At 70.3% G+C, this 14,224-nt stretch carries 13 protein-coding genes; 2 read left to right on the forward strand and 11 right to left on the reverse strand.

Going from position 1 to position 14,224, the window contains the following annotated elements:
• Nucleotides 1-9: 9 nt before the first annotated feature.
• The 11 genes from O9255_RS10205 to prmB all read right to left on the reverse strand — a co-directional run bounded on the left by O9255_RS10205 (nucleotide 10) and on the right by prmB (nucleotide 12,603).
• Nucleotides 10-942, reverse strand: a complete 933-nt coding sequence (locus O9255_RS10205) for a 2-oxoglutarate and iron-dependent oxygenase domain-containing protein (protein ID WP_297866742.1) — start codon at nucleotides 940-942, stop codon at nucleotides 10-12.
• A 70-nt stretch (nucleotides 943-1,012) separates the two neighbouring features.
• Complete coding sequence (gene glmM / locus O9255_RS10210) at nucleotides 1,013-2,368, reverse strand: phosphoglucosamine mutase (protein WP_297866743.1); 1,356 nt, start codon at nucleotides 2,366-2,368, stop codon at nucleotides 1,013-1,015.
• Nucleotides 2,368-3,240 (reverse strand): acetyl-CoA carboxylase, carboxyltransferase subunit beta, encoded by an 873-nt coding sequence (accD, locus tag O9255_RS10215; protein ID WP_297866744.1) that lies wholly within the window; start codon nucleotides 3,238-3,240, stop codon nucleotides 2,368-2,370. The genes glmM and accD overlap by 1 nt, the downstream gene beginning before the upstream one ends.
• A 79-nt stretch (nucleotides 3,241-3,319) precedes the next feature.
• Nucleotides 3,320-4,111, reverse strand: a complete 792-nt coding sequence (gene trpA, locus O9255_RS10220; protein ID WP_297866819.1) for a tryptophan synthase subunit alpha — start codon at nucleotides 4,109-4,111, stop codon at nucleotides 3,320-3,322.
• Between the two features lie 5 nt (nucleotides 4,112-4,116).
• Entirely contained in the window at nucleotides 4,117-5,346 is a 1,230-nt protein-coding gene (gene trpB, locus O9255_RS10225) for a tryptophan synthase subunit beta (RefSeq protein WP_297866745.1), read from the reverse strand.
• A complete protein-coding gene (locus O9255_RS10230) occupies nucleotides 5,315-5,968 on the reverse strand; it encodes a phosphoribosylanthranilate isomerase (RefSeq protein WP_297866746.1) in 654 nt (217 codons plus the stop codon). Before O9255_RS10230 ends, trpB begins: the two co-directional genes overlap by 32 nt.
• 4 nt (nucleotides 5,969-5,972) lie before the next feature.
• Nucleotides 5,973-6,803, reverse strand: a complete 831-nt coding sequence (truA, locus tag O9255_RS10235) for a tRNA pseudouridine(38-40) synthase TruA (RefSeq protein WP_297866747.1) — start codon at nucleotides 6,801-6,803, stop codon at nucleotides 5,973-5,975.
• A gap of 37 nt (nucleotides 6,804-6,840) precedes the next feature.
• A complete protein-coding gene (locus O9255_RS10240) occupies nucleotides 6,841-9,276 on the reverse strand; it encodes a FimV/HubP family polar landmark protein (protein WP_297866748.1) in 2,436 nt (811 codons plus the stop codon).
• A 115-nt stretch (nucleotides 9,277-9,391) separates the two neighbouring features.
• A complete protein-coding gene (locus O9255_RS10245) occupies nucleotides 9,392-10,411 on the reverse strand; it encodes an aspartate-semialdehyde dehydrogenase (protein ID WP_297866749.1) in 1,020 nt (339 codons plus the stop codon).
• A gap of 133 nt (nucleotides 10,412-10,544) precedes the next feature.
• Nucleotides 10,545-11,666 (reverse strand): chorismate synthase, encoded by a 1,122-nt coding sequence (gene aroC, locus O9255_RS10250; RefSeq protein ID WP_297866750.1) that lies wholly within the window; start codon nucleotides 11,664-11,666, stop codon nucleotides 10,545-10,547.
• Nucleotides 11,667-11,685: 19 nt separating this feature from the next.
• On the reverse strand, nucleotides 11,686-12,603 hold the full coding sequence (prmB, locus tag O9255_RS10255; RefSeq protein WP_297866751.1) for a 50S ribosomal protein L3 N(5)-glutamine methyltransferase: 918 nt from the start codon (nucleotides 12,601-12,603) through the stop codon (nucleotides 11,686-11,688).
• Between the two features lie 102 nt (nucleotides 12,604-12,705).
• Between prmB and O9255_RS10260 the strand changes: the two genes are divergently transcribed.
• The gene (locus O9255_RS10260) at nucleotides 12,706-13,377 is read left to right on the forward strand and encodes an SCO family protein (protein WP_297866752.1); all 672 of its coding nucleotides are present in this window, start codon (nucleotides 12,706-12,708) and stop codon (nucleotides 13,375-13,377) included.
• Nucleotides 13,374-14,216 (forward strand): archaetidylserine decarboxylase, encoded by an 843-nt coding sequence (gene asd / locus O9255_RS10265; RefSeq protein ID WP_297866753.1) that lies wholly within the window; start codon nucleotides 13,374-13,376, stop codon nucleotides 14,214-14,216. Before O9255_RS10260 ends, asd begins: the two co-directional genes overlap by 4 nt.
• Nucleotides 14,217-14,224: the final 8 nt, after the last annotated feature.

Below are 14,224 nucleotides of genomic sequence, written 5' to 3' on the forward strand. Positions count from 1 at the left end.
AAGCGGCGATCAGGCCAGCTTGATCTCGCGCAGCCGCTCCATCAGATACCCATGGGCGGTGATCGGCTCGGGGTAGCGATTGGGGTTGTCCGGCGTGATGCAGCCCGGCAGCGTCTCGATCAGGAAATCCGGGTTCGGATGCAGGAAGAACGGCGTCGAATAGCGCGGCTGGCGGGAGGCATCGCCCGGCGGGTTGACCACGCGGTGCGTCGTCGACGGATAAACGTGGTTGGTCAGGCGCTGCAGCATGTCGCCGATGTTCACGACGATCGTGTCGGCTTCCGAGGTGAAAGGCACCCATTTGCCCTTCTGGGAGAGCACTTCAAGGCCCGCGGCGCTGGCGCCGACCAGCAGGGTGATGAGGTTGATGTCCTCGTGCGCCCCGGCGCGGACGTTGGGGATGTCGTCGGCGGTGATCGGCGGGTAGTGGATCGGGCGAAGGATGCTGTTACCGAAGTTGGTCTTGTCGGCGAAGAACTGCTCCGGCAGGCCGATGTGCAATGCGAGGGCAGACAGCACGCGCGAACCGAGCTGGTCGAGCGTAGTGAACAGGCCGTAAGCCACTTCCTTGAACTCCGGGATCTCGCTCGGCCACAGGTTCGCCGGCATCACCTCGGCGTGCTTCGAGTCGCGCGGGATCTCGCGGCCGACGTGCCAGAACTCCTTGAGGTCGAAGTGCTTCGCGCCCTTCGCCGTTTCGATACCGAACGGCGTGTAACCGCGCGCACCGCCGCTGCCCGGCACGTGGTACGCCTTCTTGGCGGCTTCGGGAAGCGCGAAGAAGCGCTGGAACACGTCGTAGGCGCGGTCGATCTGCGCCTGCGGGATGCCGTGGCCGCGGATGCCGCAGAAGCCCCACTCGCGGTAGGCGGCGCCGAGCTCGGCGACGAAGGCCTCGCGGTCGGTGTCGTAGCGGCGGATGTCGAGGGTGGGGATGGCCATGGTCGTGGATCGTCTTGGGAATTCGGGGGGAGATCATCATGCCGACCCTCGCGGGCCGGCATGACGCGGATCAAGCCGCGGCTTTCACCGCAGCGGAGAGAGCGTCGAGCACGCGCTGCATCAGGCCCGCATCGTCGGCCTCGACGGTGACGCGCACCACCGGCTCGGTGCCGGAAGGGCGAAGGAAGGCACGGCCACGGCCCTGCACGGCCGCCTGGGCATCGGCCAACGCAGCCTTGACGCTCTCGGCCTCGGCCGGCTTCACGCCCGGCGCGACCTTCACGTTGACCGTCTTCTGCGGGACCTTGGCCATGCCCGACAGCGCCTGCTTCAACGTCAGGCCGCGACGGCACAGGACCTCGAGGACCTGAAGCGCGCTGACGATGCCGTCGCCCGAGCTCACGCGGTCGAGGCACAGCAGGTGGCCCGAGGTTTCGCCGCCGAGGACGGCGTCGTTCTCCATCAGGGCCTGGTGCACGTAGCGGTCGCCCACCTTGGTGCGCAGGAACGCGATGCTGCGCTCGGCGAAGGCCCGTTCGAGGCCGTAGTTGGTCATCAGCGTGCCGACCACCGGGCCACGGAGGCGGCCGCTCTGCTGCCAGTCGTCCGCGAGGATCCACAGCAGGTCGTCGCCGTCGCGCACGACGCCATCGCTGTCGACGAACAGCACACGGTCGCCGTCGCCGTCGAAGGCGATGCCGAGCTCGGCACCGGTCTCGCGCACGCGGGCGGCGAGGAATTCCGGGTGCGTGGAGCCCACGCCGTCGTTGATGTTCAGGCCGTTCGGATCGACGCCGATGGCGTCCACCCGGGCGCCGAGCTCGCGGAACACCAGCGGGCCGAGCTGGTACGTCGCACCATGGGCGCAATCCACCACGATCCGCATGCCGCCGAGGTTGAAGCGGCGCGGCACCGAGCCCTTGCAGGCTTCGACGTAGCGCGCGACCGCGTCGCGGGTGCGCACGGCCTTGCCGAGCTTCTCCGAGGACACCGTGCTGAACGGATGATCCAGCGCGGCCTCGATGGCCAGCTCGGTGGCGTCGTCGAGCTTCTCGCCTTCGGCCGAGAAGAACTTGATGCCGTTGTCGTAGTGCGGGTTGTGCGAGGCGCTGATGACGATGCCACCGTCGGCACCGAGCGAACGCGTCAGGTGCGAGACGGCCGGCGTGGGCATGGGCCCCATCAGCTGGACGTCGACGCCAGCAGCCACGAGGCCAGCCTCCAGCGCCGCTTCGAACATGTAGTTCGAGATGCGGGTGTCCTTGCCGATGACGACCAGCGGCTTGCGCCAGTCGCCCTCGCCACGCGCAGCACGCAGCGCGTGGCCGTAGGCGTTGCCGAGGCGCAGGACGAAATCCGCCGAGATGGCGCCCTCGCCCACCCGGCCGCGGATGCCGTCGGTGCCGAAGTACTTCCGCGCACCCATCAGGCCGCCTCGACTGGCGCCGGGCGACGGCCCAGCAGGGCGATCAGCGAGGCGAGGCGCTGGCGCATTTCGCGGCGGTCGACGATCAGGTCGACGGCGCCGTGCTCGACGAGGAATTCGCTGCGCTGGAAGCCTTCCGGCAGGCGCTCGCGGACCGTCTGCTCGATCACGCGCGGGCCGGCGAAGCCGATCAGCGCCTTCGGCTCGGCGACGTTGATGTCACCGAGCATGCCCAGCGACGCCGAGACGCCGCCGGTGGTCGGGTGGGTCAGCACGGAGATGTAGGGCACGCCAGCCTTGCGCATGCGGGCGATGGCCGCCGAGGTCTTGGCCATCTGCATCAGCGAGAACAGGCCTTCCTGCATGCGCGCGCCGCCGGTGGCGGAGAAGCACACGAGGGCGCTGCGGTCGGCCAGCGCACGCTCGGCGGCGAGGGCGAAGCGCTCGCCGACCACCGAGCCCATCGAGCCGCCCATGAAGCGGAATTCGAAGGCCGCCACGCACACCGGCATGCCCACCAGGCGCCCCGCGCCGGCGATCAGCGCGTCTTTCTCGCCGGTGGCCTTCTGGGTGGCCTTGATGCGATCGGCGTATTTCTTCTGGTCGCGGAACTTCAGCGCGTCGACCGGCTCGAGATGGGCGCCGATCTCCACGAAGCTGTCGGCGTCGAGGAAGGCGGCGATGCGCTCGCGCGCACCGATCGGCATGTGGTGGTCGCACTTCGGGCAGACGTGGAGGTGCTGGTCGACTTCCGGCGCGTAGAGGGCGGCGCCGCAGTTGTCGCACTTCTCCCACAGGCCTTCCGGCACGCCGCGCTTGTTGCCGCCTTGCGTACGGATGCCGCCGAGTTTCAGCTTGTTCAACCAGCTCATGGAGGGCCCGGGTGTGGTCAGGGCCGCAAAGTGTAGCGGAAGGCCGGCAGGGGGCCGGAACGCCCCCGCCGGCGCCGGATCAGCTGTCGAGGCCGGCGCGGATCGGCTGCAGGAAGGCGCGTGCCGTCGCCACCGGGTCGGCAGCGTCCGCCAGCGCCTGCACCAGCGCGCTGCCGACGATGACGCCGTCGCCATGCGCCGCAAGCGCCTTGGCGGAGGCTGCATCCTTGATGCCGAAGCCGATCAGCACCGGCACCGGGCTGTGCGCGCGCAGGATCGCGGCCTTGGCGGCTACGTCGCCAGTGTCGAGTTTGCTGGCGCCAGTGACGCCCGCGAAGCTGACGTAGTACAGATAGCCCTGCGCGTGCATGCGAAGCGGCCCCAGGCGGGCTTCGGTGGTGGTCGGCGCAACGAGGGCGATCAGGTGCAGGCCGCGGGCGGTGAACACCTCGCGCACCGGGTCTGCCTCCTCGAGCGGCAGGTCGACCAGCAGCACGCCGTCGACGCCGGCGGCCGCGGCCTCGTCGGCGAAGCGCTCGACACCGCGCATCTCGATCGGGTTCAGGTAACCCATCAGGACGACCGGCGTGGCGGTATCCGTCGCGCGGAACTGGCGCACGCACTCCAGCACGAAGCTCAAGCCCACCTTGCGCTCGATGGCGCGCTCGGAGCTCTTCTGGATGACGGGGCCGTCGGCCATCGGGTCGGAGAACGGCACGCCGAGTTCGATCAGGTCGGCGCCGCCTTCAACAAGGGAGTGCATCACCGGCACGGTCGATTCGCGCGACGGATCGCCGGCGGTGACGAAGGGAACCAGCGCCTTGCGGCCGGCGGCTTTGAGCGCGGCGAGGCGCGCGTCGATGCGGTTCACGGCGCTCACAGCGAGATCCCTTCGCGCTTGGCGATGGTGAAGATGTCCTTGTCGCCACGGCCGGACAGGTTCACCAGCACGCGCTGGTCCTTGCGCATCGTCCGAGCGAGCTTCATGGCCTGGGCGATGGCGTGGCTGCTTTCGAGCGCGGCGAGGATGCCTTCGGTGCGCGCCAGCAGGTGGAAGGCCTCCATGCACTCGTCGTCGGTGACGCCGACGTACTGCGCGCGGCCGGTGTCCTTGAGGAAAGCGTGCTCCGGACCGACACCCGGGTAGTCGAGGCCGGCCGAGATCGAGTGCGTCTCGGTGATCTGGCCATCGTCGTCGCAGATCAGGTAAGTGCGGTTGCCGTGCAGCACACCCGGGCGGCCAGCCACCAACGAGGCGGCATGGCGGCCGGTAGCGACACCGTCGCCCGCGGCTTCGGCGCCGATGAGCGCGACATCGCGATCGTTGAGGAAAGCGTGGAACATGCCGATGGCATTGCTGCCGCCGCCGACGCAGGCGACGACGGCGTCGGGCAGCGCACCGTACTCGGCCAGCATCTGCGCGCGCGATTCCTTGCCGACCACGGCGTTGAAGTCGCGCACGAGCGTCGGGTACGGGTGCGGGCCGGCGACCGTGCCGATGATGTAGAAGGTGTCGTGAACGTTGGTGACCCAATCGCGCAGTGCTTCGTTCAGCGCGTCCTTCAGGGTCTTGCTGCCGCTCTCCACCGGCACCACGGTGGCGCCGAGCAACTTCATGCGGAACACGTTCGGCGCCTGGCGCTCGACGTCGGTGGCGCCCATGTAGACGACGCACTCGAGGCCGAGGCGCGCAGCCACGGTGGCCGAGGCCACGCCGTGCTGGCCGGCGCCGGTCTCCGCGATGATGCGGGTCTTGCCCATCCGCTTGGCGAGCATCGCCTGGCCGATGGTGTTGTTGATCTTGTGCGCGCCGGTGTGGTTCAGGTCCTCGCGCTTGAGCAGGATCTGCGCTCCGCCGACCTTCGCCGACAGGCGGGCCGCGTGGTAGATCGGGCTCGGGCGGCCGACGTAATGCTTGTAGTCGTCCGCCAGTTCGGCCTGGAACGAGGGATCGGACTGCGCGACGCGATAGGCCTCGGCCAGCTCGGCCAGGGGCTGCATCAGCGTTTCAGCGACGAAGCTGCCACCGTACGGACCGAAATGCCCGCGGGCGTCCGGGTACTGGTGGAAATCGTCAACGGACGGGGGGATCTGCGATGAAGCCATCGGCGCGGCGAACCTCTTCGACGAAACGAACCATGCGCTCAGCGTCCTTCAGGCCGGGAGCGCTCTCGATGCCACTGGACACGTCGACGCCGAACGGCCGCGACTGGCGGACCGCCTCGAAGACGTTGTCGGGAGTGAGCCCGCCGGCCAGAAGCCAAGGCTTCGGCAGCGCAGGCAGGTCGGACCAGTCGAACCGGGCACCCTGCCCGCCCTGCTCGCCGGCCTTGTGGCCATCGAGCAGAAAGGCGTCCACCGAAGGGTAGCGCTTGGCGAGCGATTCCGCAGCGGCCACGCCCTCGCCCATCGCCAAAGTCTTCACATACGGCAGGCCGAAACGTTCGCAGAACGCGGCCTCTTCACGGCCATGGAACTGCAGCAGCGTCGGGCGCAGCGCACGGATCGCGGCCCGCACGAGCGCCTCCTCCGGATCCATGAAGAGCGCGACGACCTGCGCCAACGGCGGCACGGCGGCGCGCATCGACTCCGCCTGGGCGGGATCGAGCGCGCGCCGGCTGCCGGGCACGAAGATGAACCCGAGGGCGTCGACGCCGAGCTCGCCGGCGAGGCGCACGTCGCCGGGTCGGGTCAGGCCGCAGAACTTGATGCGGGTGCGATGGGCCATGGCGTCAGGCGTCGAGGTCGGCGTAAGGCAGGACGGCGAGGGGCCGCGGGCGATCGATCCAACCCTCCGGCAGGCTGACGGCCTCCGGCAAGGCCCAGGCGCGCGGATAGCGCGGCCCGAGGAAGGCCAAGCCGGCCGCCGGCGCCGTCGGACCGGCGACGGTGCGATCGCGTCCAACGAGCAGTTCGCCGATCCAGGCTTCGGGCCGCTCGCCGCGCCCCACCACCATCAGGCTGCCGACGATGTTGCGCACCATGTGGTGCAGGAACGCATTGGCCTGCACCTCGACGATGACCTGGTCGTCCTCGCGGCGCACGGTGATCGCGTGCAGGTCGCGCATCGGGTGTCGGGCCTGGCACTGCGCCGTTCGGAAGGCGCTGAAGTCGTTCTCGCCAAGCAGGGCCTGCGCCGCCCGGTGCATGGCTTCGGCGTCGAGCGGGCGCGGCTCCCAGCTCAAGTGCTCGCGCATCAACGCGGGGCGCACGCGGCGATTCAACAGGCGGTAGCGGTAGCGGCGCGCCCGCGCGGAGTGGCGGGCATGGAAGGCCCCGGCGACCGGCTGGGCCCAGAGCACGCGCACCGATGGCGGCAAGCGCGTGTTGGTCCCCTCGACGAAGGCGCGCAGCGGCCTTTCGACCGTGGTCTCCAGATGGACGACCTGCTGGGTGGCGTGCACGCCGGCATCGGTGCGCCCAGCGCACACGGCATCGACCTCGTGCTGGAGGATCGAGGCCAGTGCAGCCTCGACCGCACCCTGCACCGAATCACCGTGCGAAAGCCGCTGCCAACCGAGGAAGCCGCTGCCGTCGTATTCGATGCCGAGTGCGTAGCGCATGGCGGAAGGCCGCAGGTCGAACCCTGCGGCCGCAACCTCAACCGATCGACTTCAGCAGGCGCTCGGCTTCCGCACGGGCGGCCGCGCTGCCCTCGGCCAGCACTTCCTCGAGCATGCCGCGAGCGCCATCGACGTCACCGATCTCGATGTAGGCCTTGGCCAGCTCGAGGCGGGTGTCGTCGAGGCCGGCCTCGTCCGAGGTGGGCAACTCGACGATCGGGCGCTCGGCCGTCTCGCGCTCGTCGAACGCGTGCACGACCGGCGGCGCCGGCGGCTCGGGCTCGAGGGCAGCAGGACGCGTGCGCAAATCGATGCCGCTGATCGGATTCCACTGCAGCTCGCGGAAGAGCGCGTGGCCCGGGACCAGGCCCATCCCCATCACCACCACTTCGCGCCAGCGCGGGTCACCGGGCTTCTCGACGTGCACGCGCATCCGCTCGGCCGCCTTGAGGAAAGCGTCGGTGTCGCCGGTGTTGTAGAGCTGCCGCAGCAGGGCGACATGCGTATCGAGATCCGCAGGCGCCCCGTCGATATTCCGCTCGAGCTCGCGCAGCACCGGATTCGCCGTGGGCGCCGTGTCGTTGTCGACCGACGGTGCTTCCGGCGCCGGTGCGGCCACAGGCACAGCCTCGGCCTCGACGGCAGCGGCGTTCGACTCCTCGCTGGTGGAGGCCGGGAGGTTCGACAGGGAATCCTCGTCGTCCGAGAGGCGCGAGCGCGAGCTCGCGGCGGGTGGCACGTTCGGAAGGGGGCGCTTCGCGTCCGTGCTGCGTCGGCGGCGGAGCAACAGGCCCACGAGGCCACCAACGAGCACCAGGCCACCCGCACCCAGCACCATCGGGTTGCTGTACCACGGCGCCGCCGCGTCGGTCGGCGCATCCGCCGGGGCAGCGGCCGTCGGCGAGGCCGGCGCCGGACTGGCCGGATCGGTGGCTTCGGCAGCGGGGGCTGCGTCTGGCGTAACGACCACGGGGGCGTCCACGGGGTCCGCTTCGACCGCACCGGCAGCGGCGGGCTCGACAGCCCCGGACGCGGCCGGCACCTTCCCGTTCGACGGCGCCGCAGCCTCACCCGTGCGCTGCTCGCGCAGAGCCTGCTCCATCGCACTGAGCTGGCTGTCCTTGAGCTCGATCAGCCGCTTCTGTTCGTTGGCAAGCGACTCCTGTTCCGTGAGACGCGACTGAAGCTCACGCAGCTCGGCCTCGCGTACCGACAGGTCCTCGCGGGCCTGCTCGAGCTGCGCGCGCAGCTCGCTGCCCGAACCACCGGACGACGCGCCCGACTGCGCACCGACTGCACCGGCACCTGCAGGCGGCGCGATCTCGAGTCGACCGCTGGCCGGCGTCGACGGCGCGGCCGACGGACGGGCCGGAACCTGGGCGGTGGCGGCCGGCGGCAACGCCGCCGTCGGCGCCTCGCCCGGGCTCGGCATCGGCGCCGGGGTCGGCGACAGGGCGCGCCATGCGGCCATCTGCTCGCGGACACGGTCCTCGGCCTCGGCGCCAGCGAGACCACGGGCCTCGTCGGCCGTCGGAATACGCAGGACGGCGCCTTTGCGGAGCAGGTTGATGTTGTCGCGCAGGAAGGCGTCGGGGTTCGCGCGCTGGATGGCCAGCATCATCTGGGCGACGGAGGTGCCCTGCTGGTTGGACGACGCGATCCGCCACAGGGTCTCGCCCTCGGCCACGGCGTGGCTGCCGGGCGTGGCCGCGGGAATGGCGGCCGGCACGGGCGACGGTGTGGGCGCGGGAGGAGGCGGAGGCGGGGCCTCCGCGACGACGGGCTGGGGTGCGGGCTCGGGCGGCGGCGGTTGCGCCGCCGCTTCGGGCTGTGGCGCCGGCGCCGCCGGAGGCGGCGTGGCGGCGACCGGGGCCGGCGTCGGCTCGGGCAGCGGCGCGACAGGCTCCGGCGGCAGCGGTTCGGCGACCGGCGCGGGCTCGGCCTCGGCCACCGGCGGCGCGGGCACCGACAGCGGCGGCATCTCGGCGGCGGGCTCCGGCTCGGGCGCAGGCGCCGCGGACGGCGCAGGCGTGGGGGCTGCGGCCACGGTCGGCGCGGTCATCGGCGTGACGGTCGCAGCGGCAATGTGCGGCGGATCGACCAGCGCCGTGAATTCGCGCACCACGCTGCCTCGACCCCAGTCGGCTTCGAGCAGGAAGGCGACGAATGGATCGTCCACGCGGTTCGAAGTCGTCACGCGCACCACCGGTTCACCGCGGGCATTGCGGCCCACGCTGAACTGCAGGTTGGCGGTCACGCCCGCCGGGCGAGGCAGTCCGACGCGATCGAAGGCCTCCGGCGGCGCGAGGCGCACGCTCAGGGCGTCCAGCTCGCCCGGTCCGACGCCGATCAGCGGGATCTCCGCGACCAGCGGCTGGTTGAGCTGCGACTTCACTTCGAGCGTGCCAAGGCCCAGCGCATGGGCATCGCTCGCGATGAACGCGAGCGCCATGGCCAGGGGAAGGACCTTCACCGGGTGTTTCATGCCTTTCTCCCAAGACGCGGCCGACGGGGTCCCGGCCGAACGTCAACACTTGAAAACCGCCGCAACAGTAAGCCGAATGCCCCTGATCCGCCAAGGATTTCGGTCAGCCGCGCTTCGCCGCCAGCAGCTCGGCAACCTGCACCGCGTTCAGCGCGGCGCCCTTGCGGATGTTGTCGGCCACGATCCACAGCGAGAGGCCGCGCGGGTGGGAGATGTCCTCGCGGATGCGGCCCACGTAGACCGGATCGCTGCCGGAGGCGTGCGTCACCGGCGTCGGCCACTCGCCGTTGGCGGGGTTGTCGACCACCTCGATGCCGGGCGCCTTCTCGAGCAGGGCGCGCGCCTCGGCGGCGGTGAGCTTGTCACGGGTCTCGAGGTGCACGGCCTCGGAATGGCCGAAGAACACCGGCACGCGTACCGCCGTCGGGTTCACCTGGATGCTGGCGTCGCCGAGGATCTTGCGGGTCTCGTGGACCAGCTTCATCTCTTCCTTGGTGTAGCCGTTGTCGGTGAACGCATCGATCTGCGGGATCAGGTTGTAGGCGATCTGCACCGGGAAGCGCGTCGGGTTCGGGTCCTCGAAGCGCAGCAGGGCGGCGGTCTGCCGGCCGAGCTCCTCCGGGCCCGAGCGGCCGGCGCCCGACGTCGACTGGTAGGTGGCGACGTTGATGCGGGTGATGCCGACGGCGTCATGGATCGGCTTCAGCGCGACGACCATCTGCATGGTCGAGCAGTTCGGGTTGGCGACGATGCCGCGCGGGATTGAATCCAACGCCTCCGGGTTCACTTCGCTCACGACCAGCGGCACGTCGGCGTCCATGCGGAAGGCCGAGCTGTTGTCGATGACGATGGCGCCCGCGGCGGCGAACTTCGGCGCGAACTCGCGCGAGATGTCGCCGCCGGCCGAGAACAGCGCGAAATCGACACCCGTCGGATCGAAGGTGGCGAGGTCCTGGATGGTGAGCTTGTGGTTGCCGAAATCGACCTTGTTGCCGGCGGAACGCTCGCTGGCGAGGGCGATGACTTCGCTCGCCGGGAACTTCCGCTCGGCGAGGATGGAGAGCATGGTTTCACCGACGGCGCCGGTGGCGCCGACGACGGCGACCTTGAAGCGGTTCGACATGGATTTTCCTCTTGGATTCGTGTGCATTGAGCGTTGCGGGTGCGCGGCGCGACGCGCCGGCGCATGGCGCGCGGGCACGGCGCCCGCGTCGCGGAATCAGTGGCCCCGGGCCTCGGAAGCGTGACGCCCGAGGCTAGGGTTTTCGCTCAAGTTTGCCGCCGCCCTCGCCCGCCACGCGCGGGGTGATCTCGCCGACGTCACCGCACTGGGCGCGATGGCGCAGGGCCTGGTCCATCAGCACGAGGGCCATCATGGCCTCGCAGATCGGCGGCGCACGCAGGCCCACGCAGGGGTCGTGGCGTCCGGTGGTGATGACCTCGACGGCGTTGCCGTGCACGTCCACGGTCGGACCCGGCAGGCGCAGGCTGGAGGTGGGCTTGAAGGCCACCTCGCAGGTGACCGGCTGGCCGCTGCTGATACCGCCGAGCACGCCGCCCGCGTGGTTGCTGGCGAAGCCGTCAGGGTGCATCAGGTCGCGGTGCTCGGTGCCGAGCTGGCCGACGCTGGCGAAGCCGGCGCCGATCTCGACGCCCTTCACCGCATTGATCGACATCATCGCGGCCGCGAGTTCGCCGTCGAGCTTGCCGTAGATCGGCTCGCCCCAGCCTGGCGGCACGCCCAGGGCTTCGACGCGGACGCGGGCGCCGACCGAATCGCCGGACTTGCGCAGCGCGTCCATGAACGCTTCGAGCTCAGGCACCTGGGCGGCATCCGGCCAGAAGAACGGGCTGTCCTCGACCGCGGACCAGTCCCAGCCCCTCGGCGTGATCGTGTGCAGCTGACTGACACAGGCGCGCACCGTGACGCCGAAGCGCTCGCGCAGCCACTTCTTGGCGATGACGCCGGCGGCCACGCGCATCGTCGTCTCGCGGGCCGAACTGCGGCCGCCACCGCGCGGGTCGCGGATGCCGTACTTCTGCCAATAGGCATAATCGGCGTGGCCCGGGCGGAACTGCTCGCTGATCTTGGCGTAGTCCTTCGACTTCGCATCGGTGTTACGGATCAGCAGGGCGATCGGCGTGCCCGTGGTCTTGCCCTCGAACACGCCGGAGAGGATCTCGACCTCGTCGGCCTCGTGGCGCTGCGAGGTGTGGCGCGAGCGGCCGGTGGCGCGGCGTTCGAGGTCGGCGCGGAATTCCTCCGGCGCGATCGCGAGGCCGGGCGGGCAGCCGTCGATGACGCAACCGATGGCCGGGCCGTGGCTTTCGCCGAACGTGGTGACCGCGAAGAGCTGCCCGAAGGTGTTGCTGGCCATGCGCGTCAGGCGTCCGTGCTCAGGGGCGTTGGTTCGCCAGACGGGCGATGTCGGCGTGGTGGGCGACGAGGTCGTCGTGGTGCAGGGCGAAGATGCCCATCTGCCCCACCTTGAACTCGATCCAAGCGAAGGGGACGTCGGGCAGCAGGCGCTCGAGGTGCTGCTGGCTCTCGCCGACCTCGCAGATGAGCACGCCGTGCTTGCGCAGGTGCAGCGGGGCGTCGCGGAGGATCTTCAACACCAGGTCGAGGCCGTCGTCGCCGGCGCGCAGGGCCATCTCGGGCTCGTGCGCGTACTCGGCGGGCAGCGCATCGGTCTCCACGTTGGTGACGTAGGGCGGGTTGGTGACGATCAGGTCGTAGTGACGGCCGGTCAGCGGGCCGTAGAGGTCGCCGTGGTGCAGGCTGACGTTGCGGGCGTCGAGGCGCTCCACGTTCTCACGGGCCAGCGACAATGCCTCGGGGCTCAAGTCGACGGCGTCGACGGTCCAATCCGGGTTGTAGTGGCCCATGGCGATGGCGATGCAGCCGCCGCCGGTGCAGATGTCGAGCGCGTCGCGAACCTCGACGTCGCCGATCCACGGCTGGAAGCCGTTGAGGATGAGCTCGGCGATGGGGCTGCGCGGCACCAGGGCGCGCGAATCGCTCTTGAACGAGAGACCGGCGAACCAGGCCTCGCCCGTGAGGTAGCAGGCCGGCACGCGCTCGTCGATGCGGCGCTGGAACAGGCACAGCACCTTGGCCTTCTCGTCGGCGGTGACGCGCGACTGGCCGTAGATCGGGTTGAGGTCGTGGGGCAGGTGCAGGGCGTGGAGCACCAGCTGGGTGCTTTCGTCCATCGCGTTGTCGTAGCTGTGGCCGAAGGTCAGGCCGGCCTCCCCGAAGCGGCTCGCGCCGTAGCGGATGAGGTCGATGATCGTCTGGAGTTCGGCAGGCATGCGGCTGGGCACCCGACATCGGGCTTCACGGGACAAGCGCCCGAGTATAGCCAGCGCCCCTATACTTTGCGGCCTTGATCCTGATGTTTTGGCGGCATTTCCATGTTCAATCGGACCTTTCTCCTGGTGATCGTCGCAGCCGTCTTCGCCGGCCTCGGCCTGCTGGCCGGCGAGCGCTGGCTGTCGCGCGATGGCGGTTCTGACCTGCCCGCCTTCGAGGCGATCACCCCCTACCCCACGCCGCGCGCGATACCGTCGTTCGAATTGCTGTCGGCCGACGGCCCGGTCAGCGCGGACACCCTGCGCGGCCGCTGGACCGTGGTGTTCATCGGCTTCGTGTCCTGCCCGGACGTCTGCCCGACCACCCTGACCGACATGGCCAAGGCGCAGAAGGCCTGGGAGGCCCTGCCCGAAGCGACGCGCCCCCGCCTGCTGTTCGTGTCGATCGACCCGGAGCGCGACACCCCGGAACTGCTGGCTGGCTACGCCCGCCACTTCCACCCGGCCACGCTGGCGGCCACGCAGCCTGACCTCGCGGCGCTGGAAGCCTTCACCAGCAGCCTCAGCCTCGTGTTCCGAAAGGTGCCGCTCGGCGCCAGCTACACCATGGACCACAGCGGCTCGATGGTGCTGCTCGATCCCGAGGTGCGCGTGGCCGGCGTGATCCGTCCGCAGATGCCCGCCGGTGCGACGGTCGGCAGCGGCGTGGTCGCCACCATCGACCCGCAGGCCGTGGCCCGCGACCTGGCCCGCCTCGCCGGAGCCGCGCCGTGAGCCTGGCGGTCTTCCTCCAGTACGTGTTGCCGCATCGCCTCCTGTCGAGCCTCGCCTACCGGCTGGCGCGCTCGGAGTGGGCGCCGCTGAAACGCTGGCTGATCACCGCCGTGGTGCGGAAGTTCAACGTCAACCTCGCCGAGGCGGCGAGCCCCGATCCGGAAAGCTACGCGAGCTTCAATGCCTTCTTCACCCGGCCGCTGAAGCCCGGTGCGCGCGTCGCCGATGCCGACCCGAAGGCGGTGTTGTGCCCGGCCGACGGCAAGATCGCGCAGATCGGCCGCATCGAAGAGGGCCGCATCTTCCAGGCCAAGGGCCAGCACTTCACCGCCGCCGAGTTCCTTGCCGACGAGGCCAAGGCCGAGGCCTACCGCGACGGCTGGTTCGCCAACGTCTACCTCTCCCCGCGCGACTACCACCGCGTGCACATGAGCCTGAAAGGCACGCTGGTCGAAACCGCGCACGTGCCGGGCCGGCTGTTCAGCGTGGCACCGTGGGCCGCGCGCGCCATTCCGCGGCTGTTCGCGCGCAACGAGCGCCTCGTCTGCCACTTCGAGGGCGAGCACGGCCCCTTCGTGGCGGTGATGGTCGGCGCGATCCTCGTCTCCGGCGTGGAGACGGTCTGGAGCGGCGAGGAGATCCCCGCCTATGCCGACCGCGTGATCCGCAAGGACTGGCGCGGCAAGGGCATCACGCTGGAGCGCTTCGCCGAGATGGCGCGCTTCAACTACGGCAGCACCGTGGTACTGCTGTTCCCGAAGGCGATGCTCGCCTCGATGGAAGCCATCCCCGCGGAAGCCCCGGTGGTGCTCGGCCAGCGCATCGGCACGCTGGCCTGAGCCGGACG

It is taken from the genome of Silanimonas sp. (assembly GCF_027530345.1).
GTDB lineage: Bacteria > Pseudomonadota > Gammaproteobacteria > Xanthomonadales > Xanthomonadaceae > Silanimonas.

Coding starts and splice junctions, on each gene's coding strand:
- O9255_RS10205 (WP_297866742.1), bottom strand. CDS start 942: ATGGCCATCCCCACCCTCGACATCCGCCGCTACGACACCGACCGCGAG.
- glmM (WP_297866743.1), bottom strand. CDS start 2,368: ATGGGTGCGCGGAAGTACTTCGGCACCGACGGCATCCGCGGCCGGGTG.
- accD (WP_297866744.1), bottom strand. CDS start 3,240: ATGAGCTGGTTGAACAAGCTGAAACTCGGCGGCATCCGTACGCAAGGC.
- trpB (WP_297866745.1), bottom strand. CDS start 5,346: ATGGCTTCATCGCAGATCCCCCCGTCCGTTGACGATTTCCACCAGTAC.
- O9255_RS10230 (WP_297866746.1), bottom strand. CDS start 5,968: ATGGCCCATCGCACCCGCATCAAGTTCTGCGGCCTGACCCGACCCGGC.
- truA (WP_297866747.1), bottom strand. CDS start 6,803: ATGCGCTACGCACTCGGCATCGAATACGACGGCAGCGGCTTCCTCGGT.
- O9255_RS10245 (WP_297866749.1), bottom strand. CDS start 10,411: ATGTCGAACCGCTTCAAGGTCGCCGTCGTCGGCGCCACCGGCGCCGTC.
- aroC (WP_297866750.1), bottom strand. CDS start 11,666: ATGGCCAGCAACACCTTCGGGCAGCTCTTCGCGGTCACCACGTTCGGC.
- prmB (WP_297866751.1), bottom strand. CDS start 12,603: ATGCCTGCCGAACTCCAGACGATCATCGACCTCATCCGCTACGGCGCG.
- O9255_RS10260 (WP_297866752.1), top strand. CDS start 12,706: ATGTTCAATCGGACCTTTCTCCTGGTGATCGTCGCAGCCGTCTTCGCC.